The 21,346-nt window shown below is 56.5% G+C and carries 17 protein-coding genes; 10 read left to right on the forward strand and 7 right to left on the reverse strand.

Going from position 1 to position 21,346, the window contains the following annotated elements:
- Window positions 1-11 precede the first annotated feature (11 nt).
- The 3 genes from AABA21_RS26065 to larA all read left to right on the forward strand — a co-directional run bounded on the left by AABA21_RS26065 (window position 12) and on the right by larA (window position 2,910).
- The gene (locus AABA21_RS26065; RefSeq protein WP_338254731.1) at window positions 12-641 is read left to right on the forward strand and encodes a bifunctional 4-hydroxy-2-oxoglutarate aldolase/2-dehydro-3-deoxy-phosphogluconate aldolase; all 630 of its coding nucleotides are present in this window, start codon (window positions 12-14) and stop codon (window positions 639-641) included.
- An 80-nt stretch (window positions 642-721) separates the two neighbouring features.
- Window positions 722-1,591 carry an SMP-30/gluconolactonase/LRE family protein gene (locus AABA21_RS26070; protein ID WP_338254733.1) on the forward strand — a complete coding sequence of 290 codons (870 nt, stop codon included), beginning with the start codon at window positions 722-724 and terminating at the stop codon, window positions 1,589-1,591.
- Window positions 1,592-1,632: 41 nt separating this feature from the next.
- A complete protein-coding gene (larA, locus tag AABA21_RS26075; RefSeq protein WP_338254735.1) occupies window positions 1,633-2,910 on the forward strand; it encodes a nickel-dependent lactate racemase in 1,278 nt (425 codons plus the stop codon).
- A 197-nt stretch (window positions 2,911-3,107) separates the two neighbouring features.
- Here the strand turns inward: larA and AABA21_RS26080 are convergent, their stop codons facing one another.
- Window positions 3,108-4,745: a PLL family lectin gene (locus AABA21_RS26080; protein ID WP_338254736.1), complete on the reverse strand. Its 1,638-nt coding sequence runs from the start codon at window positions 4,743-4,745 to the stop codon at window positions 3,108-3,110.
- A gap of 439 nt (window positions 4,746-5,184) precedes the next feature.
- Here AABA21_RS26080 and AABA21_RS26085 point away from each other — a divergent pair, with 439 nt between their 5' ends.
- Window positions 5,185-6,732 (forward strand): phospholipase C, encoded by a 1,548-nt coding sequence (locus AABA21_RS26085; RefSeq protein ID WP_338254737.1) that lies wholly within the window; start codon window positions 5,185-5,187, stop codon window positions 6,730-6,732.
- A 133-nt stretch (window positions 6,733-6,865) separates the two neighbouring features.
- Here the strand turns inward: AABA21_RS26085 and AABA21_RS26090 are convergent, their stop codons facing one another.
- On the reverse strand, window positions 6,866-7,372 hold the full coding sequence (locus tag AABA21_RS26090; protein WP_338254738.1) for a methylated-DNA--[protein]-cysteine S-methyltransferase: 507 nt from the start codon (window positions 7,370-7,372) through the stop codon (window positions 6,866-6,868).
- Window positions 7,373-7,611: 239 nt separating this feature from the next.
- Between AABA21_RS26090 and AABA21_RS26095 the strand changes: the two genes are divergently transcribed.
- Both AABA21_RS26095 and AABA21_RS26100 read left to right on the forward strand, forming a co-directional pair.
- On the forward strand, window positions 7,612-8,637 hold the full coding sequence (locus AABA21_RS26095; protein WP_338254739.1) for an alpha/beta hydrolase: 1,026 nt from the start codon (window positions 7,612-7,614) through the stop codon (window positions 8,635-8,637).
- 95 nt (window positions 8,638-8,732) lie between these two features.
- Window positions 8,733-9,410 carry a TetR/AcrR family transcriptional regulator gene (locus tag AABA21_RS26100; RefSeq protein ID WP_338254740.1) on the forward strand — a complete coding sequence of 226 codons (678 nt, stop codon included), beginning with the start codon at window positions 8,733-8,735 and terminating at the stop codon, window positions 9,408-9,410.
- A gap of 141 nt (window positions 9,411-9,551) precedes the next feature.
- Here the strand turns inward: AABA21_RS26100 and AABA21_RS26105 are convergent, their stop codons facing one another.
- The 5 genes from AABA21_RS26105 to AABA21_RS26125 form a co-directional block, all read right to left on the reverse strand.
- Window positions 9,552-10,508 (reverse strand): GNAT family N-acetyltransferase, encoded by a 957-nt coding sequence (locus AABA21_RS26105; RefSeq protein WP_338254742.1) that lies wholly within the window; start codon window positions 10,506-10,508, stop codon window positions 9,552-9,554.
- A 37-nt stretch (window positions 10,509-10,545) separates the two neighbouring features.
- Complete coding sequence (locus AABA21_RS26110; protein WP_338254743.1) at window positions 10,546-12,171, reverse strand: glycoside hydrolase family 3 protein; 1,626 nt, start codon at window positions 12,169-12,171, stop codon at window positions 10,546-10,548.
- Window positions 12,172-12,568: 397 nt separating this feature from the next.
- Window positions 12,569-13,537, reverse strand: a complete 969-nt coding sequence (locus AABA21_RS26115) for a BadF/BadG/BcrA/BcrD ATPase family protein (protein ID WP_338254744.1) — start codon at window positions 13,535-13,537, stop codon at window positions 12,569-12,571.
- Window positions 13,534-14,466: an N-acetylmuramic acid 6-phosphate etherase gene (gene murQ / locus AABA21_RS26120; RefSeq protein ID WP_338254745.1), complete on the reverse strand. Its 933-nt coding sequence runs from the start codon at window positions 14,464-14,466 to the stop codon at window positions 13,534-13,536. The genes AABA21_RS26115 and murQ overlap by 4 nt, the downstream gene beginning before the upstream one ends.
- A 116-nt stretch (window positions 14,467-14,582) precedes the next feature.
- A complete protein-coding gene (locus AABA21_RS26125) occupies window positions 14,583-15,329 on the reverse strand; it encodes a GntR family transcriptional regulator (RefSeq protein WP_338254746.1) in 747 nt (248 codons plus the stop codon).
- A gap of 411 nt (window positions 15,330-15,740) precedes the next feature.
- On the opposite strand from AABA21_RS26125, the gene nagA reads away from it, so the two are divergent.
- The 4 genes from nagA (at window position 15,741) to AABA21_RS26145 (ending at window position 21,275) form a co-directional block, all read left to right on the forward strand.
- Window positions 15,741-16,949, forward strand: coding sequence for an N-acetylglucosamine-6-phosphate deacetylase (gene nagA / locus AABA21_RS26130; protein WP_338254747.1), 1,209 nt, complete (start codon window positions 15,741-15,743; stop codon window positions 16,947-16,949).
- Between the two features lie 488 nt (window positions 16,950-17,437).
- On the forward strand, window positions 17,438-19,120 hold the full coding sequence (locus AABA21_RS26135; protein WP_338254748.1) for an ABC transporter substrate-binding protein: 1,683 nt from the start codon (window positions 17,438-17,440) through the stop codon (window positions 19,118-19,120).
- Window positions 19,121-19,280: 160 nt separating this feature from the next.
- Entirely contained in the window at window positions 19,281-20,276 is a 996-nt protein-coding gene (locus tag AABA21_RS26140; protein WP_338254749.1) for an ABC transporter permease, read from the forward strand.
- Entirely contained in the window at window positions 20,277-21,275 is a 999-nt protein-coding gene (locus AABA21_RS26145) for an ABC transporter permease (protein ID WP_338254750.1), read from the forward strand. It abuts the gene before it with no gap.
- Window positions 21,276-21,346 lie beyond the last annotated feature (71 nt).

The following is a 21,346-nucleotide window of genomic DNA, read 5'->3' on the forward strand; positions in this document are numbered from 1 at the left end:
AGGATCGTGCTATGTCACAACGAAGCGTTACAACGCTCAAACCTCGCATGCCAATCGCTATTGTGCGTCTGGATAATCTGGATAACGCACTTGAGATCAGTGGCGCGTTGCTTGAGGGGGGCGTTGACACCATTGAATTTACATTGACCAATGCGAAAGCGAATGAAATCATCACGAAGGTGCGACATGAATTTGGGGATCGCCTGATTGTGGGCGCGGGTACGGTTCTGGATGGGGACATGGCTCAGGGCTCCATCGATGCCGGCGCCCAGTTCCTGGTGACCCCGATTCTGGCCCTGGACGTGATCGAGAAAGGGAAGGAGCACGGCATCCCGGTCGTGTGTGGCGCGTATACGCCGACCGAGATCTGGACCGCCTGGAAGGCAGGTGCCGCCCTGGTAAAAGTCTTCCCCGCCAGTCAGCTAGGTCCGACCTACTTCAAAGATATTCTGGCCCCTCTGCCTGATCTGCAGTTGGTCCCGACGGGTGGTGTCAATCTGCAGACCTGCGGCGCCTTCTTAAAGGCCGGAGCCTATAGCGTCGCAGTGGGTAGCCAGCTGGTCAGCAAAGATATCGTCAGTAATAAAGATTGGGCGGGTCTGACCGCGCTGGCGCGCCAGTATAGAGAGGCATGCCAGTAAAGGAGACGAGCAGGACATCGTCGTGGAGCTTCTTGTACAGATAGGCCGTGCCAGTGCTGGCGTTGAAAGGAAATCACAAGATGAACAGTGTCGAGCATATTTTACCGTGTCGGGATAAGCTGGGGGAGGGACCGGTTTGGAGCGTGGACGAGCAACTTCTCTACTGGGTAGACATCGAGGGTGAGTGCTATCATCGCCTGGACCCGTTATCGGACAAGCATGAGGTGATTCCCGTGGGCGTACCCATTGGGGTGCTGGCGCTGCGCGAGTCGGGTGGACTGGTCATGGCTACTAAAAAGGGTTTCGCTTTCTGGGATGAAGAGGAAAAGAAGCTTACCTACATTGCTCGCCCCTTCGGAGAGAATCCCGAACTGCGCTTCAATGATGGGGCCGTCGACTGCCGGGGACGCTTCTGGGCCGGCACCATGGCGGATGGTCCTCTCTCGCAGGCTCGCGGCACGCTTTATCGCCTGGACCCCGATGGCTCTGTCCATGAAATGATTCACGATATCGGTGTCTCCAATGGTATTGGCTGGAGCCCGGATAATCGGATCATGTATTTTACGGATTCCCCGACCTACACTATTGTCGCCTATGATTTTGACGCCGAGACGGGCAGCATCTCTAATCGCCGTATCTTTGTCGAGACGCCTCCCGAAGAAGGCGATCCGGATGGGCTGTGCGTGGATAATGAGGGATATATCTGGAGCGCCTACTGGAACGGCTCTAAAGTGGTGCGCTATGATCCACAGGGGCAGGTGGACCAGGTGATTCAAATGCCTGTGCCACGTCCAACCGCGCCGGTCTTCGGTGGCCAGTATATGGATGAATTATATATCACCTCGGCCCTGCCGGCGAAGGAGCAGAGGTCCGACTATCCTCTTTCGGGTGACCTCTTCCGCGTCAAGGTTGGTATCAAGGGTCTGGCTAAATATAAATTCGCCGGTTAAGTATGCCCATGTGCTTTGCATAGCTGAAAAGAGGAATGCTCATGCATGTCCAGATTCCATATGGAAGTGTTGCCCGTACGATTACCGTGCCCGAGCAGGCGACTATCTTACATTCACACTCTATTCCGCCTTTGAAGGATGAGAGGGAGACGTTCTTCAAGTCCCTGCAGAATCCCATTGCCAGTGTGCCCCTGGTGAACCGCTTGAGCGCCAACGATCGTGTCGCCATTGTCATCTCGGATATCACGCGTCCGACGCCCAACGAGCGCATCGTCCCCTGGCTGCTAGAGGCACTCTCTTTTATTCCACGCTCACAGATAGTCATTCTCAATGGTACTGGTTCGCACCGGGCCAATACCCGTGACGAGCTGATTCAGATGCTGGGGCGGGAGATCGTCGATAGCGTCGAGATCGTCAACCACAATGCCTTCGCGCCCGAAGAACTGGTCTTGCTGGGCGATAGCGCCTCTGGGGTGCCGGTGTGGGTCAATCGGCGCTACCTGGATGCCGACTTCCGCATCGTCACCGGCTTTATCGAGCCCCACTTTTTCGCCGGCTTCTCTGGTGGTCCCAAGGGCATTATTCCTGGCCTGGCCGGTATCCAGACTATCCAGGCTCTGCATAGCGCGCCCCTGATTGGAGATCAACATTCGACCTGGGCCTTGCTCGAAGGAAATCCGATTCACCAGGGCATTCAGGACGCGGTCAGGTTATGTCCACCGGAATTTATGGTCAATGTGACGCTTGATCAGGAGAGGCATATCACAGGGGTCTTTTCCGGAGATTATATCCGCGCCCACTATATAGGCTGTGCCGAGGTGGCGCGAACCGCCACGCAGGCTGTGCCCAGGCCATTTGACATCGTAATCACCAGTAACAACGGCTATCCGCTCGATCAGAACCTCTATCAGAGCGTCAAAGGTATGACGGCGGCTGCGCAGATCGTGCGCCAGGGTGGGGCCATCATCGCGGTCGCCGAGTGTCGTGATGGCCTGCCCGAGCATGGCAACTTCAAGGCACTGCTGCAGATGCGCGAGGATCCAGCGTCCCTGCTGGACATGATCAACCAGCCGGGTTTCCAGATGCACGACCAGTGGCAGGCCCAGAAGCAAGCCCTGGTCCAGATCCAGGCCGATGTATATCTGCACTCGAGCCTGTCCGATGACGTGGTCCGGGCCGCCCAACTGCTGCCAGCACCTGATCTCCAGGCGACCCTTGATCAGCTGATTCAGCGCTATGGACCTGATCCCTCGATCGCCATTCTGCCCGAGGGGCCGGTAATGGTGCCCTATGTAGCCGCCCCGGCGGCCACAGTCTGAGAGAGCGCCTTACGCACTGCGGTGCTCACGAGTCCATGGTATGTTGGTGCAACAGGGGCGCGGATGCGCCCCTGTTGCACCAACATACAAAACCAGTGCGGCCGCGTACGCGGACGCCTGTGCGGGGGCGCGCACGTGCCCCCCAAGTTGGCGAATGTAAGACGCATCACTCTTGAACATGGGTATTTCTATTTTTTCTAAAAGAGGTTAAAGACCCCGCCGAGACTTTCCCAGCCACTACTGGAGGGGGACCATGCGGAGCCAGTCCAGACTTTATGGTACATGCCGTTATCGGTGCCCAGGCCGAAGATGTCGAGGCGATTGGGACCCCAGGCGACTGCTCTGGGTGGACTATTAAAGACGCCGCCGAGGCCTTCCCAACCAGTGAGCGAAGGATACCATGCGGAGCCAGTCCAGGCTTTATGATACATGCCGTTATCGGTACCCAGCCCAAAGATGTCGAGGCGATTAGGACCCCAGGCGACCGCGCAGGGATCGCTATTAAAGACACCGCCTAGCCGTTCCCAATCACTGACCGAGGGATACCAGGCGGAACCGGTCCAGGCTTTATGGTACATGGCATTGTCAGTGCCTAGCCCGAAGATGTCGAGGCGATTGGGGCTCCAGGCGACTACGCTGGGGTTACTGTTAAAAACACCCCCGAGATTTTCCCATCCGCTACCCGAGGGATACCATGCGGAACCGGTCCAGGCTTTATGATACATAGCGTTATCGGTGCCCAGGCCGAAGATGTCGAGGCGATTGGGACCCCAGGCGACCGCGCTGGGTGGACTATTAAAGACGCCGCCGAGGCCTTCCCAACCAGTGAGCGAAGGATACCATGCGGAGCCAGTCCAGGCTTTATGATACATGCCGTTATCGGTACCCAGCCCAAAGATGTCGAGGCGATTAGGACCCCAGGCGACCGCGCAGGGATCGCTATTAAAGACACCGCCTAGCCGTTCCCAATCACTGACCGAGGGATACCAGGCGGAACCGGTCCAGGCTTTATGGTACATGGCATTGTCAGTGCCTAGCCCGAAGATGTCGAGGCGATTGGGGCTCCAGGCGACTACGCTGGGGTTACTGTTAAAAACACCCCCGAGATTTTCCCATCCGCTACCCGAGGGATACCATGCGGAACCGGTCCAGGCTTTATGATACATAGCGTTATCGGTGCCCAGGCCGAAGATGTCGAGGCGATTGGGACCCCAGGCGACCGCGCTGGGGTTACTATTAAAGACCCCGCCAAGACCTTCCCAGCCTGTAGGTGAAGGCGCCCAGTGTGAGCCGGTCCAGGCTTTATGGTACATGGCGTTGTCAGTGCCCAGCCCAAAGATGTCGAGGCGATTGGGGCCCCACGAAACCGCGCACGGAGGGCTATTAAAGAGGCCACCGAGGCTCTCCCAGTCTGTGGGTGAGGGCGCCCAATGAGAGCCGGTCCAGGCTTTATGGTACATAGCATCATCGGTGCCGATGCCAAAGATGTCAAGCCGATTTGCCCCCCATGAGACCGCGCTGGGAGGACTGATAAAGGTGCCTCCCAGTCCCTCCCAGCCGGAGATTGAGGGGGACCAGTGAGAGCCGGTCCACGCTTTGTGGTATATGGCATCGTCGGTGCCGATACCAAAGATGTCGAGACGATTGGCGGACCATGTGGTGACGCCCGCGCTGGCACCGCGTGGATTGGCCGCGGCCAGCGCTTCGGTCGAGAACAATGGGAGAGCATTCCCTGCAAGAAAGGCACCGCCGATCCCGGCCAGCATCATGCGTCGGGATATCAAATGGCCAGATAGGCCAGGCAGATGTTCAGAGACCATTTTATGCTTTTCCATCGTATCACCCTCCCACATATGAATAACATATTGCTGTATTTATTCTGCTTATATTGTACTTATTCATCAAAAGTAAATAGATGCCTATGAGGCTAGAGCCCTGGCCTCATAGGCTCTTGAGCGCCCCTTTTCGGGCGACTGCATACGCAGTCGCCCTTTTTTAGGAGTTGGTGCAATACAACAGGTGAGTGCATGCGCTCACCTGTTGTATTGCACCAACTCCTAAAAAAACACGTCGCGCCGTAGATGCGTGTGTTAGGAAGGAAAGGCATACATATTTGTCTGAAAGAAGGAGATTAGTAAAAATTGGAACACAAATTTTAAAAGCATTTAAAGCTAATTTACCGTTAGTTAATAATTAAATGTTATACTATGAACGATAGGGCCCCTAATAGAATAGATGCAGCCTTAATGTTATTTAAAAGAGGGGATATTAATAGTGTTTAAATTTTGGCGTACGGCAGTTTCTGCCGTGGCTCTGGGATCCGTGCTGGTAAGCGGCGCTGCTGTAGCGAACGTCGCCGCCAGAGCAGCGGATGTGAATCCCCAGGCCCAGACAAACACCACTACACCAATTCAGCACGTGGTGGTGATTTTTCAAGAGAATGTATCATTTGATCATTACTTTGGTACTTACCCTAATGCCACTAACCCTGCAGGAGAGCCTGCTTTTTATGCCGCTAAAAACACGCCATCGGTGAATGGTTTAACGGCTGGTTTACTTACCAATAATCCTAATGCGGCCAATCCACAGCGTCTGGATCGTTCGCAGGCCGTGACCTGCGACCAGGATCATGCCTATACAGACGAGCAGAAGGCGTTTGATCATGGTTTGATGGACAAGTTTGTGGAGTCGGCCAGCGGTGGCAGCTGTAAAGACAAATCTATTGTCATGGATTATTATGATGGCAATACCGTCACCGGCATGTGGAATTATGCCCAGAACTTCGCGATGAACGATAATTCCTTTGGCACCACCTTTGGACCTTCGACTCCAGGTGCTCTGAACCTGGTTTCCGGTCAGACCCACGGTGCGACGCCTGCAAACTTTGGTTATCCTGGTTATCCGGTGACCTCGAATGGTACCATGCTCAACGACATTGATCCGGCCTATGACGACTGTTCCGCCAAAGGCACGACTGTTGCCATGTCTGGTAAAAACGTGGGTGATCTGCTCAATGCCAAAAACGTGACCTGGGGCTGGTTCGAGGGTGGCTTCGCGCCATCGTCCACTACCAATGGACAGGCGGCCTGCGCCACCTCTCATGCCAATATCGCTGGCACAACCTCAAAGGACTATATCCCGCACCATGAGCCGTTCCAGTATTACCAGTCGACCGCCAATCCTCACCACCTGGCTCCGACCTCGACGGCGATGATTGGTAAGACTGACCAGGCCAACCACCAGTACGATCTGACCAACTTCTGGTCAGCCGCCAACGCCGGTAACATGCCAGCGGTGAGTTTTCTGAAGGCCGGCGCTTACCAGGACGGCCATGCCGGCTACTCTGATCCCCTGGATGAGCAGCACTTCGTGGTTGATACCATCAACCGCCTGCAGAAGCTTCCTACCTGGAAAAATACCGCGGTCGTCATTTCTTACGATGACTCGGACGGCTGGTATGACCATGTCATGTCTCCGATCCTCAGTCAGTCCAATGATCCCAATGATGCTCTGACTGGCCCTGGACAGTGTGGCACCACCAAGCCTGGCGCTTACTCTGGCCGCTGCGGTTACGGTCCACGCCTGCCCCTGATGGTTATCTCACCATATGCCAAGCAGAACTATGTTGACAACACCCTGACGGATCAGAGCTCGGTCCTGAAGTTCATCGAGGACAACTGGCAGCTGGGCCGCATCGGAGATCAGTCCTTCGATGCCATTGCCGGTAGCATGACGAACATGTTCGATTTCTCCCATCACGAGGGGAATGGGAACCACACGCTGTTCCTTGATCCACAGACTGGCGAGCCCACACATCGCTAATATAAGGTTACATTAGCGTTATATACCCGCTCTATCAAAGTCATGCTCCTCAATTTCTGAGGGGCATGGCTTTTTACGCACCGTTTTATGAATGAGTGCTGCGGGGTCGCATTCGCGACCCCGCAGCACTCATTCATAAAACAATTCCCTGTTCGTGTTGGAGGAGCCAGTGTTTGCGCTGCAGTCCGCCGGCGTAGCCTGTGAGCGAAGCGTTGGCTCCGATGATGCGGTGGCAGGGCAAGACGATGGCGATCGGGTTGAGAGCATTGGCGGCTCCGACGGCGCGCGAGGCTGTCGGCCTGCCCAGGCGCGCCGCCAGCTGACCATAGGTAGTAGTGGTGCCGGCGGGGATGGCACGCAGGGCGGACCAGACCTGCTGCTGAAAGGCTGTTCCACCGGTATTAACCGGAATAGCATCCAGACAGCGGTAATCGCCCGCGAAATACGCGCGCAGCTGGCTGCTAAAGCCACAGGGATCTGACGCGCGCGTCAACTGGAACTCTCCATAGCGTTTGCGCAACAGGGTCATCATGCGCGACTCATAATCGGTGTAATCCAGAGAGCATAGCTGCTCTCCATCCACGACCAGCACGATGGTTCCGATCGGTGAATCGATTGTATCATAGAGCAGTTCTTCCATCTTCACCTGCCTTTCAGTTAAAGAGTTTGCTGCTAATAATCATACTCCTCTCACGCGTTGGAGACTAGCGTATTTCGGACGCCATTGCGGCTGGTCTGCGCATTTTTCCTCACTGATAATGGCGCAGCTTTTTTGTCGATGTGAAGGCGCAGGTGCTATGCTTAAGGGGTGTAGAGTCGCAAGGGAAATAACGAGAAATTGTTGGCGTGTGAGAGCTGTATTCATGAGAGGAGTGCGTTATGTTGCCATGGTCCGCACCGTTGAGCGGGCGCTTTGATGAAACAATATTTGAGAGCAAGGTCCTCAAGGACAATCCCCTGCATGATCCTTATCAGCGTCCATTATGGATTTACCTGCCACCTGGCTATGACGAGGAGCCAGAGCGGCGCTACCCATCGGTGTACATGATCCAGGGACTGACAGGGCAACTGGATATGTGGCGCAACCGTTCCGCGTTTCGCAAAAACTTTCCCGAACTGGCTGATGAGCTTTTCGCGAGTAAAGAGGCGCCCCCCTGTATCATTGTGTGGGTAGACTGCTGGACTTCGTATGGCGGAAGCCAGTTTGTGGACTCGCCGGCGACCGGGAGATACCATACATATCTGTGCGACGAGATTGTGCCCTGGATAGACGCGCACTATCGTACACTGCCGGCGCGGGAGCATCGCGGCATCGCTGGTAAATCGAGCGGCGGCTATGGCGCGATGATTACACCCATGTTGCGTCCTGACCTGTGGGGCGGCCTGGCCACCCATGCCGGCGACGCTCTGTTCGAGATGTGCTATCTTCCGGATTTCCGCCAATCTATTCGTACCCTGCAGAGCCGCTATGATGGTTCCTACGAAAAGTTCTGGCAGAGCTTCCGTGGCCGCGTGCCATTTACGCAGTCTGGCGACGAAGCACCTATGAACGACTGGTGTATGGCCGCCTGCTACTCGGCTGATCCCGATGGCACCGTGCGGTTGCCGTATGATCTGCAGACCGGCGAACTGATCCCCGAGGTATGGGAGCGCTGGCTGGCCTGGGACCCTGTGCGTATGGCGCCCAAACACGCGGAATCCCTGCGCAATATGAAGGCGATCTATATCGATGCCGGCAATCGTGACCAGTACTACCTGGACCTGGGAGCCAGGGCCTTCTACAATGTCCTGAAGCAGCTTGGGGTGAACGAGGTTTTCTTCGAATTGTTTGATGGCACCCATTCCGCCATCGAGTACCGCTATCCAATCAGCCTGAAATACCTGGCCGAGCGCCTGGCCCCCTGATACCTCCTTGACGAATGACCAGCAGTCATCTATGATTAAGTGACTGCTGGTCATTTATTATGTATGGAATAACAAGGTTGAGGGAGAAGAGCGAGATGGGATCGTTAGAGGGGCGGCGGCGGGCCGTCCATGATGCACAGAAAGAGGAGCGGCGACAAGCGATACTGGAGCAAGCCTGGCAGTTGTTTTTGGAGCGCGGATATGAGGCGTTGACGATGAGCGAGATCGCGACCGCCACCGGGTTGGCCAAAGGGACCCTTTTCCTCTACTTTAAGACGAAGGAGACGCTGTTTCTGACTCTGGTGGAGCAGCAGCTGGATATCTTTTTTGCCCAGCTCAATACACGCCTGCAGGAGGCGCGGTCCACGGCCACTATCGCCGGTGTGGCGCGGCTGATCTGTGACGTACTAGTGACTCATCCGGGTCTGACCCGCCTGTTGTCGATTGTCCACACTATTCTGGAGCAGCACATACCTCTCGATGCGGCACTGCACTTCAAGCGGATGCTGCTGCAGCATTTTCAGCAGACGGGAAGCTTGTTGGAGGGTATATTGCCCTTTTTGCCTGCCGGCGAAGGCGCGCATGTCTTGCTGCAGGCTTATGCCCTGGCGCTGGGAGTCTGGCAGATCTCCGATCCTGCTCCAATCGTGCGGCAGGTTTTGGATAACCAGCCGGAGTTGCGGGCGTTTGATGTGCAGTTCGCCCCTGAGTTTACCGTTGCCCTGCAGGCGCTCTTATCCGGCCTGGAGCAGGCCGCTCGCCGTGCTGATTGATGAAAAGGTAGAGAAGAGACATAGCCTACAATGCTTGCTAAATATTGTAGGCTATGTCTCTTCTCTATTTAATGAGCGTTAGCGCCCGGCAAGGCAGGGTAAGCCTGGGCAAGCCTGGCACCTACTGGGCAAACCGGGCACCTACGAGAGGTTGCGTACGCTGGGGTGATAGGAGCGCCACTTGCCGTAGCCGAGTTTGGCGTAGAAGTCGGTGAGCTCAACCCAGTCGATAAAGCAGTTGGTGACACCGCGCTCTTTCAGCATTTCGGATGCCCCCGCTACCAGGGCGATGCCGATGCCGCGTCCGCGCTCGCTTTCCGCGACACCCACGGCGCTCATCGCGCCCCCGTTCTCTCCCAGCAGATCCTGCCAGATCAGATCGGTACGCTCGGGATGTGACTGGACCGTCGAGTACATAATCAGCGTACCCAGAATGCGGCCGTCTTCATCCCGCGCCACCAGCAAGTCACGATAATCGCCCAGGTCGGCGCACAGCTCATATTGAGGGAGCCAGTTGGCGAAATTTTTGGCCTCGAAGGCCAGTACATCCGTCACGTTCTGGCTTTGCGCGCTGGCGATAGTGACCTTCTCTTGCTGTAGCCGCTGGATGACGCGCTCGGGAGTCTGGTAGTTGGTAAGGTCCTGGGACAGATCATAGACTGTGCTGGAGAGGTCCCAACCGCGACCCTGAAAGAAGGCCACGGCGCCAGGAAGATTATCGGGCGCTCCGCACCAGAAGCGCGGGCTGACGCTACCCAGCCGGGCCGATTGCAGATCCTGCGAGCGGAAATGTTCCATAGCGGCCTCATGCAGCGCGGTACCAATGCCCTGTCGCTGCATATCGGGATGAATCAGCAGTGCCAGCAGCTGGCCTACTTTTTCTGTCCCATAGGAGCGTTTCAATGTGGCTACAAAGCCAACGACCTTGCCGTTGATGCGGGCCACAAAATGCTGCGGTTCGTTGCCATTGAGCACTTTTTGCAGGCGCTCCTGTGTCAGGGGCCATTTCGAAGAGAGGGAGGCTTGCCAGAGCGCGTAGACATCCGCAGCATCGCGGTTCGCGTCGTAAGGCTGAATATGTTCAGTTGTGACTTGCATTTTGCGTATCCTATCTAACAGTGATCCAAGCAGCAGATTACGAAGACAGAGAGTACATGCCTGGGATGCTAACAGGGAGCTTTCCCCTGGCGGCGACCTCGCCGAAGAGCACGCCAGCTGCTGCGCTTAAGGCGGGCGGTGTGCATTCATACGTCGCCAGATACGTTCCCAACTGTGGCATCGCCAACAAATCGTATGGATTGTACACAGCCAGACCGATGGTCGGTTTTCCGTATTGCAGCATCTGTCGGACAAACTCACCCTGATAGTGATCCAGATTGGCATTTACTGTTACTACTATAATCATAGCAAAATCACTCGCCCGTCGGTCAATCCCTCGCATGCTTTCCGCGGCATTTTCCGCCGTCACCACCACGCTCTCGATATTGGCGTGTCGCTGGCGCAGTTCGCCAACAAACGACTCGGTGGCCTGCGTTTTGTCTGCCGCGAAGGTATAGCTGGAAGGCTGCAGGATCGTCACCAGCAGGCGTTGCTCGGGAGCCAGGGACAGGGGCAGGAGCTGTGGTGTATCGCGTACCACCGTGGTAGAGAGCGCGTAGGCGCGGTCGCGCAGCGCCAGGTGATCTGGCTGACCGATGATGGCTAACTGATCATTTGTGGGCAGTGTATCCCAGGATAGCATACGAGCTTTCAACTGCAGAACACGCTCACAGGACTCTCGAATGGCCTGCGGCGTCATCTCGCCCGCTTGCAGGGCCTGTTTAGTAGCTTCGATGCCGCCCTTCTGGCGCGTGTATTGATGGGAGATCAGGATCAGATCGTTGCCGGCCTGCAGGGCCATGACGGCGCCGCGCTCAACGCCGATCGTTTCAGCGACCGCGTTCATCTCCATGCAGTCGGTAATGATCAGGCCCTGATAGCCAAGTTTGTGGCGCAACAGCTCTCGCACGATCGCTGGTGACACTGTGGCGGGTAGCGTCTCATTGGCGGCCATCAGGGCGGGCAGATAGAGATGGCCGATCATGATGCTATCGGCTCCCGCCTTGATCCCTGCCTGGAACGGGATGAGCTCCAGGCTCTCCAAACGTTCTAGGGTGTAGGGAAGACTGGGCAGCGCCAGGTGAGAATCAACGGCGGTATCACCATGGCCGGGGAAGTGTTTCAGGCTGGTGATTACCCCCGTGTCCCGGTAGCCCTGGACCATTGCCGCCACGTGGCGGGCCACGCGCTGTGGATCTTCTCCGAAAGAGCGCGTGCCGATGACCGGATTGGCCGGATTGTTATTGACGTCGGCCACGGGGGCCAGGTTCATGTTGATGCCCAGCGCCTTCATCTCGCGGCCTGTGGCCTGGGCGATCTCACGCGTCAAATCTGGATCATCGATGGCTCCCAGGGTCATGTTGCCGGGGAAAACGGTGGTGCTATCCCCAAAGCGACGCACCATGCCGTTCTCCTGATCGATGCTGATCAAGAGGGGATAGCGATGACCTGCGTCGCGAGCGATCTGTTGCAGAGATTGGGTCAACTCCTGGATCTGCTGGATATTCTGCAGGTTGCGTTTGAATAAGACGATGCCGCCTATGTGGTAGCGCTGGATCAGTTCTTTGATCTCGGGTGTTACCGTCAGACCAGGCAGTCCCGCGACAAATAGCTGGCCGATCTGTTCTTCCAGGGTTAAACCTTCGGTAAGATATTGTTGCATTGCGTGCTTCTTTCTTATGTATGCCCGCCTGCGGCGGGGGGAGGAGGAGAGGTTGTGTGGGGGACACCCCCACGCCCCCGGCAGGAGGGGCTGGCCGCCCTCCTGCACCTCCTGCTTTCTTTCTTATGTATGCCCGCCTGCAGTGAGATGAGAAGGGAGGAGATGGGTGCACAGCCCCCACGCCCCCGGCAGGAGGGGCTGGCCGCCCTCCTGCACCTCCCGCTTTCTTTCTTATGTATGCCCGCCTGCAGTGAGATGAGAAGGGAGGAGATGGGTGCACAGCCCCCACGCCCCCAGTCAAGGGGCTGGCCGCTTGATCATGCCCCCGGCCTACTCGCTTGCATCCCCGCTTGCGGTGGCCAGCCCTCCTGAACCTCCCGCTTTGTTAAAGACCTGTCTATACACGAGTCCAGTGTTGGAAGCCGGTCAGGTGGATAATTGTGCGGGCCGCGTTAAGGGCTGGCTGCTCGATATGCACTACCGGGTCCAGGGGTTGTACGCTGGCTAGTTGTTTCAGGAAGCGGGCCTGAAAACTGGTTTCGTTCAGCAATAAGCCGCCGCCCAGCGCCAGAGGTAGGGCTCGTTGGGCGGTAAAATTGAGTTTGGCGGCGACCGTCTTCACTACCAGTACCAGTTCGGCGATGGCGGTCTGTACCAGCGCGGCCGCGGTCGCGTCCCCGTCTCGTTCGGCCTGCAGGACACAGGTGGAGAGGCGAGCGATCTTCGACTTATCGTCGCTGAAATAGACGGCGCTGATCAGTTCCTCCGCGTTGGTGAGCTCCCATGTTTGTAAGATACGTTCCAGGAGAATGGTTTGGGGAGCGCGACCGTCGGCGGCGCGTACGGCGGCCTGCAGGGCCTGGATGCCCAGGGCATAGCCGCTGCCCTCATCGCCCAGCAGGTGTCCCCAACCACCGGCGCGGCTGGTCAGGCTACTGGAGTTGCGGCCCAGCGCGATCGAGCCGGTCCCGGCGATCACTACTACGCCAACCGCCTCCGGCAGCACGCTTAATCCCAGTTCCGCGTCATTGGTGAGATAGACCGTCTGGGCCAGGTCTTGTAGCTGGGGCATCAGCGCGGCATGATCGGCTGGTCGATCGACCCCGGCGACCCCCAGCCATGCTTTTGAGATGGTAGTCTGGGGATCGAGGGAACTGAGCGCCTGTTGCGTCGCCGTATAAATATTGGAGACGGCGGTTGCCAGCCCCACGCCGGTATAGTTCGCGCTCCCGGCCAGGCCACGCCCGACCTCCTCGCCCCGCTGGTTCACCAGCACGGCCAGCGTTTTGCTGCCACCACCATCTATCCCCAGATAATAAGACGCAGGCGATGTCGCCTGCGGAGAAGTATCATCGTTTGTCATCATGACTGCATTGCCTCGAGCGTGTTCCGTAAATTATGGTTGTGTGCCGCCAGCTGAGCCCTGGCAACGTCGGGTGAGACATGCAGGCGACCGACCACAATCGCCGTCTTTGTCTCTCCCTGCGTCGAGCGCAACAGTTCAATGGCCTGCGCGCGATCCAGTCCCGTCGCCTGTTGCACGATGTTGCTGGCCCGCTGTTCTAGCTTATAATTGGTGGCCACCACGTCCACCATCAGGTTGCCATAGGTTTTGCCCAGCAGCACCATCGTCCCCGTGCTGAGCATGTTTAGCACCATCTTCTGGGCGGTGCCGGACTTCAGGCGCGTCGAGCCCGTGATGGCCTCGGGACCTACCACCGGTACGATGGCGATCTCCACCTGCTGTTCAAGGGGCGAATGCTGGTTGCAGGCCAGACCAATGGTCAGGGTGCCCTGGCTCTTTGCGTATTCGATGGCGCCCAGTACGTAGGGGGTGCGACCACTGGCGGCGATGCCGACTACGGTATCTTGCTCCGCCAGACGCAGGCGTTCCAATTCCGCCCGACCGGCGGCGGGATTATCCTCGGCATCTTCAACCGCGTTGGCGGTGGCGATGGGGCCGCCCGCGATCAGGCCGACCACCTGCTCCGGCGAGGTGCCAAAGGTGGGGGGACATTCCGAGGCATCCAGGATGCCCAGACGACCAGAGGTGCCCGCGCCGATGTAGATCAGGCGTCCTCCCTGGCGCATGCGGGCCGCGATGGCCTCGATGGCCCGCGCGACTTCTGGCAGTACCAGTTCAACCGCACGCGCCACCTTCGCGTCCTCCGCGTTCAGGGCTCGGACAACCTCCAATGGACTCATGCGATCGATGTCAGCGGTGGCCGCATTGCTCGTTTCTGTGGCCAGGGTGCTGATGGCTGGTGTTCCCTCTGCGTGAGGTACATCTGACATATGCTCACCTCTCTAGTTTCAGTACCCTCAACCGGGTCGAGAAAGAATGCTCATGTCTGACGCCTCTGACGGACAGAGTATACTTCTCAAACTCGACAAGGTCAAGTGGAAATGCACTAGGGCATCAACTGCTCGCGCTTAAGATTGGTATAGTAGGTGTATTTATTGCCGCAGTACATGGCGCGGGCATACTCGATGGGGATATCTCGTTCGGTGTAGGTTGTGCGGCGTGTAAAGAGGGCGGCGCTATTGACCGGCACCTTCAGCAACTGGGCCGAAGCCTCATCGAACAGGCCGGCCTCGATCTCCTGCTCCGCCTCCACTAATGGAAGTCCATAGCGCGTCTCCAGCAGCCGATAGAGTGAGTTCTGTTCCAGGTCCTCTTCCAGCAACTTCTCGCAGCCCATGAAGCTTAAGTGAGAGACCTCGACTGCCAGCGGCTCCTCGTCTGCCAGGCGCAGGCGCTGCAGATAAAAGATGGGTTGCCCGGTTTTTATGCGCAGCCGCTCGGCCGTCGTCTCATCCGCCGGACTCATCTTCGCGGTCAGCACTTTGGTCCCCGGTCGCTGACCACGGGCACGGATATCCTCTGTAAAGCCGGTCAGGTGCAGCAGTTGCTGTGTGATCTTATGGCGGCTCACGAATGTCCCCTTGCCCTGCTCACGATAGAACAGACCCTCGTTAACCAGTTCGGTAATCGCCTGGCGCGCGGTCATGCGGCTGATGCCATATTGCTCACCCAGCTCACGTTCAGAAGGGATCAAATCACCGGGCTTCCACTCGCCGAGGCGAATCTTTTCGCGCATAATCTCTTTCAACTGATAGTAGCGAGGAAGCGGACCTTTACGAAAAACTGTGCTCATGTACTATTTCCAATCCTTTGTTGCTTCTGCTCCAATATATTGTCCTACCGTAACAGATACGCACAAAATAGCCCTTTCGTGGCAGCAAATAGCTAATTTATCCGCGGAACCGTGGAATAGGCGACCTTCGATGCTCCCATGAGCCTGGACATGCTGGTATAATTGGTATATCGTCTATACCACATCTCTACCTTAGATAATCACAGATATTCTCGCAAACGTCAAGCTTTAAGACGAAATTGATAAAAATCAGACCGAAAAGTGAAGCCTGATTTTTTATTTCCGACCGGTGTAGAGAAGAGGAGAGAGGTGGTATAATTGGCATATTGTATAGACCACCCTTAGTTACTATATTTGCATGCTAAAGATGGTATGCGCGTGAAGAGAAAGTCTGTGAAAGAGGGAAACTCAATGCGGTTTACATTACAGGGTGCTCATCTTGTAGACGCAACAATGGATGTTGAGCGAGGAAGTGTTGTTGTTGACGGTACACAGATTCAGGCTGTCGGCCAGGATGATGATGCGGAGGGACAGCGTATCGACGCTTCCGATAGCATCATTTTGCCGGGCTTCATCGAGGTACATACCCATGGCGGTGGTGGATTTAATCTGCACACGACCGATGTTGAAGAGGTGCGCTCTTATCGGCGCTGGATTCCGGCTACCGGGGTGACCTCTTTCCTGGTAACGGTGGTGGGGACGCCAAACGCCCTGCCAGAAGCGCAGTTGCAGACGGCCGTGGCCGCGATTGAGCAGGCCCATCAGCACTCGTCCGAGCCCAGCGCGGAGCCGGTAGGTATTTTTCTTGAGGGCCCTTACATCAGTGTCAAGAAGCGCGGTGCCCATCCTCCTATCTGGCTGCGCATACCTGATGAAAAGGAGACCGCGCGCATCCTCGAATTGACGCGTGGATATTTGCGGCTGCTAACGATCGCTCCCGAACTGCCCGGTGCCCATGATATGATCCGGCGACTGGTAGAGGAGGGCGTAACTGTCAGCATCGGTCATACGGATAGTGATTATGAGCAGGCGCGCGAAGCGATTCAGCTGGGTATTACCCATGCCACACATTGTTTCAACGCCATGCGCCAGCTGAAGCACCGTGATCCGGGTCCCCTGGCCGCGATCGTACAGGCAGAACAGGTGCAGGGTGAGCTGATTGGCGACGGGATACACGTGCACCCGGCCATGATGGATATGTTAGTCCGCATGCTGGGCCCCCGGCGCACCGTAGTTGTAACCGATGCCCTGGCCGGTGCTGGCATCCCCGATGCCACCTTTGAGTTCGCGGGTCAGCAGGCACGCGTCATCTGTGGTGCTGCGCGCTTAGGAGACGGAACGCTGACCGGCAGTGTGCTCACCATGGACCAGGCTCTGCGTAACATGCTGGATATGACACATGTCTCCCTCTCCGACGTATCTGGCATGCTCTCGCTGAATCCAGCCCGGTCCGCCCAGGTTGCGGACCGCAAGGCCCTGCTCAAGGCGGGCTACGATGCCGACCTGGTCATCTACGATCGCTCCCTACAACTGCAGGCCACCATCTGCCGAGGGCAGGTCTGCTACGCCACCGACGCCTGGCGCCAGCGTCTCTCCCTCGATACCGCCAAAGAAGCATAAAATTCATCCCATAGTATGAAGTGAAGAGGTGCAGGCGGGCTAGCTAGCCCGCCTGCACCTCTTCACTTCATACTATGGGATAATTCCTCAGATCCCTTTTAATTATGAATTTTGGTCTAGTGGTCTAGATGTCTTGACAATGCTGCTAATCCATTGTAATCTATTTTCATGGATACGCCACTGGCATTTCACCTGGTATAAATCGTATTTTTCGCCATGCTTTTCACGGGAATTGCTCTGTGCCAATGAAGTAAAGGAGATAGATAGCCTTTTTGCTACAGTGGTGATATTGCATATATGTAGATAGAGCCCGAGGAACAAAGAATCTATCTAACATATCTACTCAATGCCCCGACCGATGCTACCCTTTTTGTTTGTTGGAGTGGCTGGATATGCCACACCTATGGTCTAGTAGTCTAGATAGCTACAGGCACATGGTTTTATCATCTTTGACGCGCTGTTTTTTATAACCTTCAGGAGGTTTTAGCGTGGCTCCAACTCTCATCTCATCGATCAATGGGAAGAAAAGCAAGGCAGGGATGGCCTTCTTTTCGCTCCTGGTTATCCTGGCCCTGGCGCTGGCTGCGTGTGGAAATAGCAGCGGCAGCACCAGCTCAACCGGTAAGAAACATATTTTAACGATTGGCGCCCATGTGGGTGGTGACTTCACCAAAGCTCTGAGCCCTTACAATCCTACCCTCGTCAACGAAGGCATCCAGGGCATGGTCTATGAGACCCTCCTCTTCTTCAACCGCAACGATGGCAAAGTCACCAATCTACTGGCTACCGACTACAAGTGGAGCGCCGATCAGAAGCAATTGACCTTTACCACGCGCGATAACGTCAAGTGGTCGGATGGCAAGCCGTTCAGTGCCTCAGATGTCACCTTCACCTTCAACATGCTTAAGAAGTATCCGGCGGCCGACTCTAAAGGTCTTTGGACCAATTTAAGCGATGTCTCGGCCCCTGACTCGAAAACCGTAGTGATGAATTTCAAGACCCCCAATCCTCCCCTGCTGTGGTATATTGGTGGACAGACATTCATCGTACCGGAGCATATTTTCCAGAATGTCGATCCGACCAAGTTCGACAACAGCAATCCCGTAGGTACCGGCCCCTTCAAATTCACGAAATTTTCGCCCCAACTGCTCACCTACACCAAGAATCCAGGCTACTGGCAGGCCGACAAGGTCCAGGTGGACGAACTGCTTTACCCCGCCGTTAAAGATAATCAGACCCTGCAGCTTAAATTGATGAAGGGCGAGATCGACTGGGGAAGCTTCTTCGCGCCCGACCTGGATACGACCTATGTACAGAAAGATCCGACGCACAATCACTACTGGATGGCGCCAACCGATATGTTTACCCTGTACGTCAATCTGACCAAGGCTCCATTTAACGATGTCAATGTACGCCAGGCTATCAGCGCGGCCATCGATCGCTCTCAGCTCTCCAAGCAGGCTGAAAGCGGCTATGTGGCTCCCGCCAGCACGACTGGATTGATATTGCCAAATGCACAGTCTTACCTGGACCCCAGCTATCAGAACGTACAGTCCGCGGCTGACGTGGCTAAAGCTGCCCAGTATCTGCAGAGCGCCGGCTACACCAAGGGCTCTGATGGCATCTACGCCAAGAACGGCAAGAAGCTGAGCTTCAGCATCAAGGTCGTCAACGGCTGGACCGACTGGGAGACGATGGCCTCGGTGATCAAGCAGAATCTGAAGGATGTCGGCATCGATGCCACCGTTGATGATATTCAGGATACCGCCTACTTCGATGCCCGCAACAACGGCAACTTCGACGCTCTGATCGGCGGCCTCTTTGGCGGTCCTACGCCCTTCTATCTGTATGACACCCATCTGAACAGCACCAACCTCTCACCCAAAGGCTTCAACTGGGGGAAATGGAAGGATAGCTCGACCGACAAACTGCTACAGGACTATGCCAGCACCGTAGATCCGACCAAACAAAAGCAGGCCATCATGGGACTGGAAAAGATCTACGCCAGCGAACTGCCGAATATTCCACTGGTGAACGCGGCCTCGTGGTACGAATACAGTACCAAAAACTTCGCCGGCTGGCCCAGCAAGGATGATCCCTACGCTGTTGGCGCAGCCTACTCGGCTCCTGACAACCTGATGGTTGTCCTCAACCTGAAGCCAGCCGCTTAATACGTTCAATCGGCGTCCTTCCTGCTGATGGATCGCTGGGAGGACGCACACAGAGCAGGGGAGGAGATGCTACCGGTCTTTTCAGATGTGAGCCGGTAGCGCCGCCCCTGCGCTTCCTCTTCACAAAGGATACAGAGATACGTATCGAAGGAGTGCTTACATGCGCCATTTATTTCGCCGCATCTTCTTCTACCTGGTGGCGATCTGGATATCGGTCACCCTCAACTTCTTCATCCCACGGCTGGCCCCAGGCAATCCTGCCCAGGCCATGCTCACGCGCCTGGAGCGCCGTGGTCCTATCAGTCCCGCCGCCGAGAAAGCCCTGGAGGCCGCCTTCGGCATCAATACCAGCGACACCATCTGGGTGCAATACTTTAAATATCTGGGCAACATGCTGCATGGCGACTTTGGCATCTCATATGTCCAGTACCCGGTCCCCGTTACCTCGATCATCGCCCAGAACATCATCTGGACCATCATTCTGGGCGCGGTCGCGGTGATGATCAGCTTTATTCTTGGTTGTCTGTTTGGGATCGTCATGGCCTGGAGGCGCGGCTCCCTGGTCGATACGGTGCTCTCGCCGGCGATGACCTTTCTCTCGGCCATTCCCTATTTCTGGTTAGCCTTGATCATCCTGTATTTCTTTGGCTTTACCCTTAACTGGTTCCCCTTCGCCGACGGATACGATACCACGCTGGATGTGGGGTGGAGCTCAGACTTTATTATCAGCGCTATCTACCATGCGATCCTGCCGGCCCTGACCATTGTGCTCTCATCGATCGCCGGTTGGATGCTGGTCATGCGCAACTCGATGATCACCACACTATCGGAGGACTACGTCCTGATGGCGCACGCCAAAGGGCTGACCCGCCGCCGGGTGATGTTCCTGTACGCCGCTCGCAACGCCATCCTGCCCAATGTGACCGGATTCGCCCTGGCCATTGGCTCCATCGTTGGTGGTCAGCTGTTGACCGAGATTGTGTTTTCTTATCCCGGCATCGGCTTCTCGCTGCTGCAGGCGGTGCAGGGACAGGATTATCCGCTGCTGCAGGGCATCTTTCTGATTATCGCGCTGGCGGTGCTGGGGGCGAACTTCATCGCTGACCTGGTTTATGTCGCGCTTGACCCACGTGTACGCCAGGAGAGGAGCGCTTAAATGGGAACATCTTCATCACAGTTCAGTGGTTCGGTAACTAACGGCTTTCAGCGCCAGCCGCAACGCTCGCCGGATGCCTCCACCATCGAAGCCCTGCGCCATCCCTGGTACGAGCGCCTGGGACGTGCCCTCCAGATCGTCTGGCGCCAGTTGACCAGAAACAAGAAGGTCACTATTGGATTGGTGATCGTCTTCTTCTTTATCCTGGTCGCTGCCTTTGGTCCGCTGTTCATTCATAGCGATCCCAATCGCCTGTCGGAGGATGCGCAGGTCGCTCCATCGGCGGCCCACTGGCTGGGCACGACCGCTGTGGGGCAGGATATCTTTAACCAGCTGGTCGTCGGGACACGGTCATCTATCTTCTGGGGTTTTGCCACCGGCATCGCCGTGACCCTGTTGTCGATTACCGTTGGACTGGTGGGCGGCTACTTTGGCGGCGTTATCGACGAGGTCCTGTCGCTACTCACCAATGTATTCCTGGTGCTGCCGGCGCTGCCGCTGGCTATCGTGCTGGCCTCGTATTTCCCGCGTGGACCCCTGACCGTCGCGCTGGTGATCACCTTTACCAGCTGGTCCTGGGGCGCGCGCGTCCTGCGTTCGCAGACCCTCTCGATGCGCAGCCGCGAATTCGTGACGGCGGCGCGCGCCAACGGCGAGACCACCTGGCGCATCATCTTCTTTGAGATCTTCCCCAATGAGATCTCGATCGTGGCCGCCAACTTTGTTAGCACTACCCTGTATGTTATTCTGGCCTCCGCCTCGCTCGAATTTCTGGGGCTGGGAGATCCCAACGGCATCAGCTGGGGGGACATGTTCTACTGGGCGCAGAAGGCCAACGCCCTCATCTCGGGACTCTGGTGGTGGTTTATCCCGCCGGGTATCTGCATCGCCATTCTGGGCGCGGGCCTATCCCTGATCAACTTTGGCATCGACGAGATCGCCGATCCGCGCCTGCGCAAAGAGAGGGCGCCAAAACTGATCACAGAGAGGGGAAAATAAACGAAGAATGCTCCGTGCCGACGTTGCCAGCGGAGCAATACAGCGCAGGGTCTGGCCGAGAGCCTTATCAT

The sequence above is a fragment of the Dictyobacter halimunensis genome (genome assembly GCF_036245075.1).

What these genes read in the sequence shown, in the direction of transcription:
- AABA21_RS26095 (WP_338254739.1), top strand. Translation starts at nt 7,612, where the DNA reads ATGTTGCCATGGTCCGCACCGTTGAGCGGGCGCTTTGATGAAACAATA.
- larA (WP_338254735.1), top strand. Translation starts at nt 1,633, where the DNA reads ATGCATGTCCAGATTCCATATGGAAGTGTTGCCCGTACGATTACCGTG.
- AABA21_RS26100 (WP_338254740.1), top strand. Translation starts at nt 8,733, where the DNA reads ATGGGATCGTTAGAGGGGCGGCGGCGGGCCGTCCATGATGCACAGAAA.
- AABA21_RS26065 (WP_338254731.1), top strand. Translation starts at nt 12, where the DNA reads ATGTCACAACGAAGCGTTACAACGCTCAAACCTCGCATGCCAATCGCT.
- AABA21_RS26125 (WP_338254746.1), bottom strand. Translation starts at nt 15,329, where the DNA reads ATGAGCACAGTTTTTCGTAAAGGTCCGCTTCCTCGCTACTATCAGTTG.
- AABA21_RS26080 (WP_338254736.1), bottom strand. Translation starts at nt 4,745, where the DNA reads ATGGAAAAGCATAAAATGGTCTCTGAACATCTGCCTGGCCTATCTGGC.
- AABA21_RS26090 (WP_338254738.1), bottom strand. Translation starts at nt 7,372, where the DNA reads ATGGAAGAACTGCTCTATGATACAATCGATTCACCGATCGGAACCATC.
- AABA21_RS26105 (WP_338254742.1), bottom strand. Translation starts at nt 10,508, where the DNA reads ATGCAAGTCACAACTGAACATATTCAGCCTTACGACGCGAACCGCGAT.
- AABA21_RS26110 (WP_338254743.1), bottom strand. Translation starts at nt 12,171, where the DNA reads ATGCAACAATATCTTACCGAAGGTTTAACCCTGGAAGAACAGATCGGC.
- AABA21_RS26145 (WP_338254750.1), top strand. Translation starts at nt 20,277, where the DNA reads ATGGGAACATCTTCATCACAGTTCAGTGGTTCGGTAACTAACGGCTTT.
- nagA (WP_338254747.1), top strand. Translation starts at nt 15,741, where the DNA reads ATGCGGTTTACATTACAGGGTGCTCATCTTGTAGACGCAACAATGGAT.
- AABA21_RS26070 (WP_338254733.1), top strand. Translation starts at nt 722, where the DNA reads ATGAACAGTGTCGAGCATATTTTACCGTGTCGGGATAAGCTGGGGGAG.
- AABA21_RS26115 (WP_338254744.1), bottom strand. Translation starts at nt 13,537, where the DNA reads ATGATGACAAACGATGATACTTCTCCGCAGGCGACATCGCCTGCGTCT.
- murQ (WP_338254745.1), bottom strand. Translation starts at nt 14,466, where the DNA reads ATGTCAGATGTACCTCACGCAGAGGGAACACCAGCCATCAGCACCCTG.
- AABA21_RS26140 (WP_338254749.1), top strand. Translation starts at nt 19,281, where the DNA reads ATGCGCCATTTATTTCGCCGCATCTTCTTCTACCTGGTGGCGATCTGG.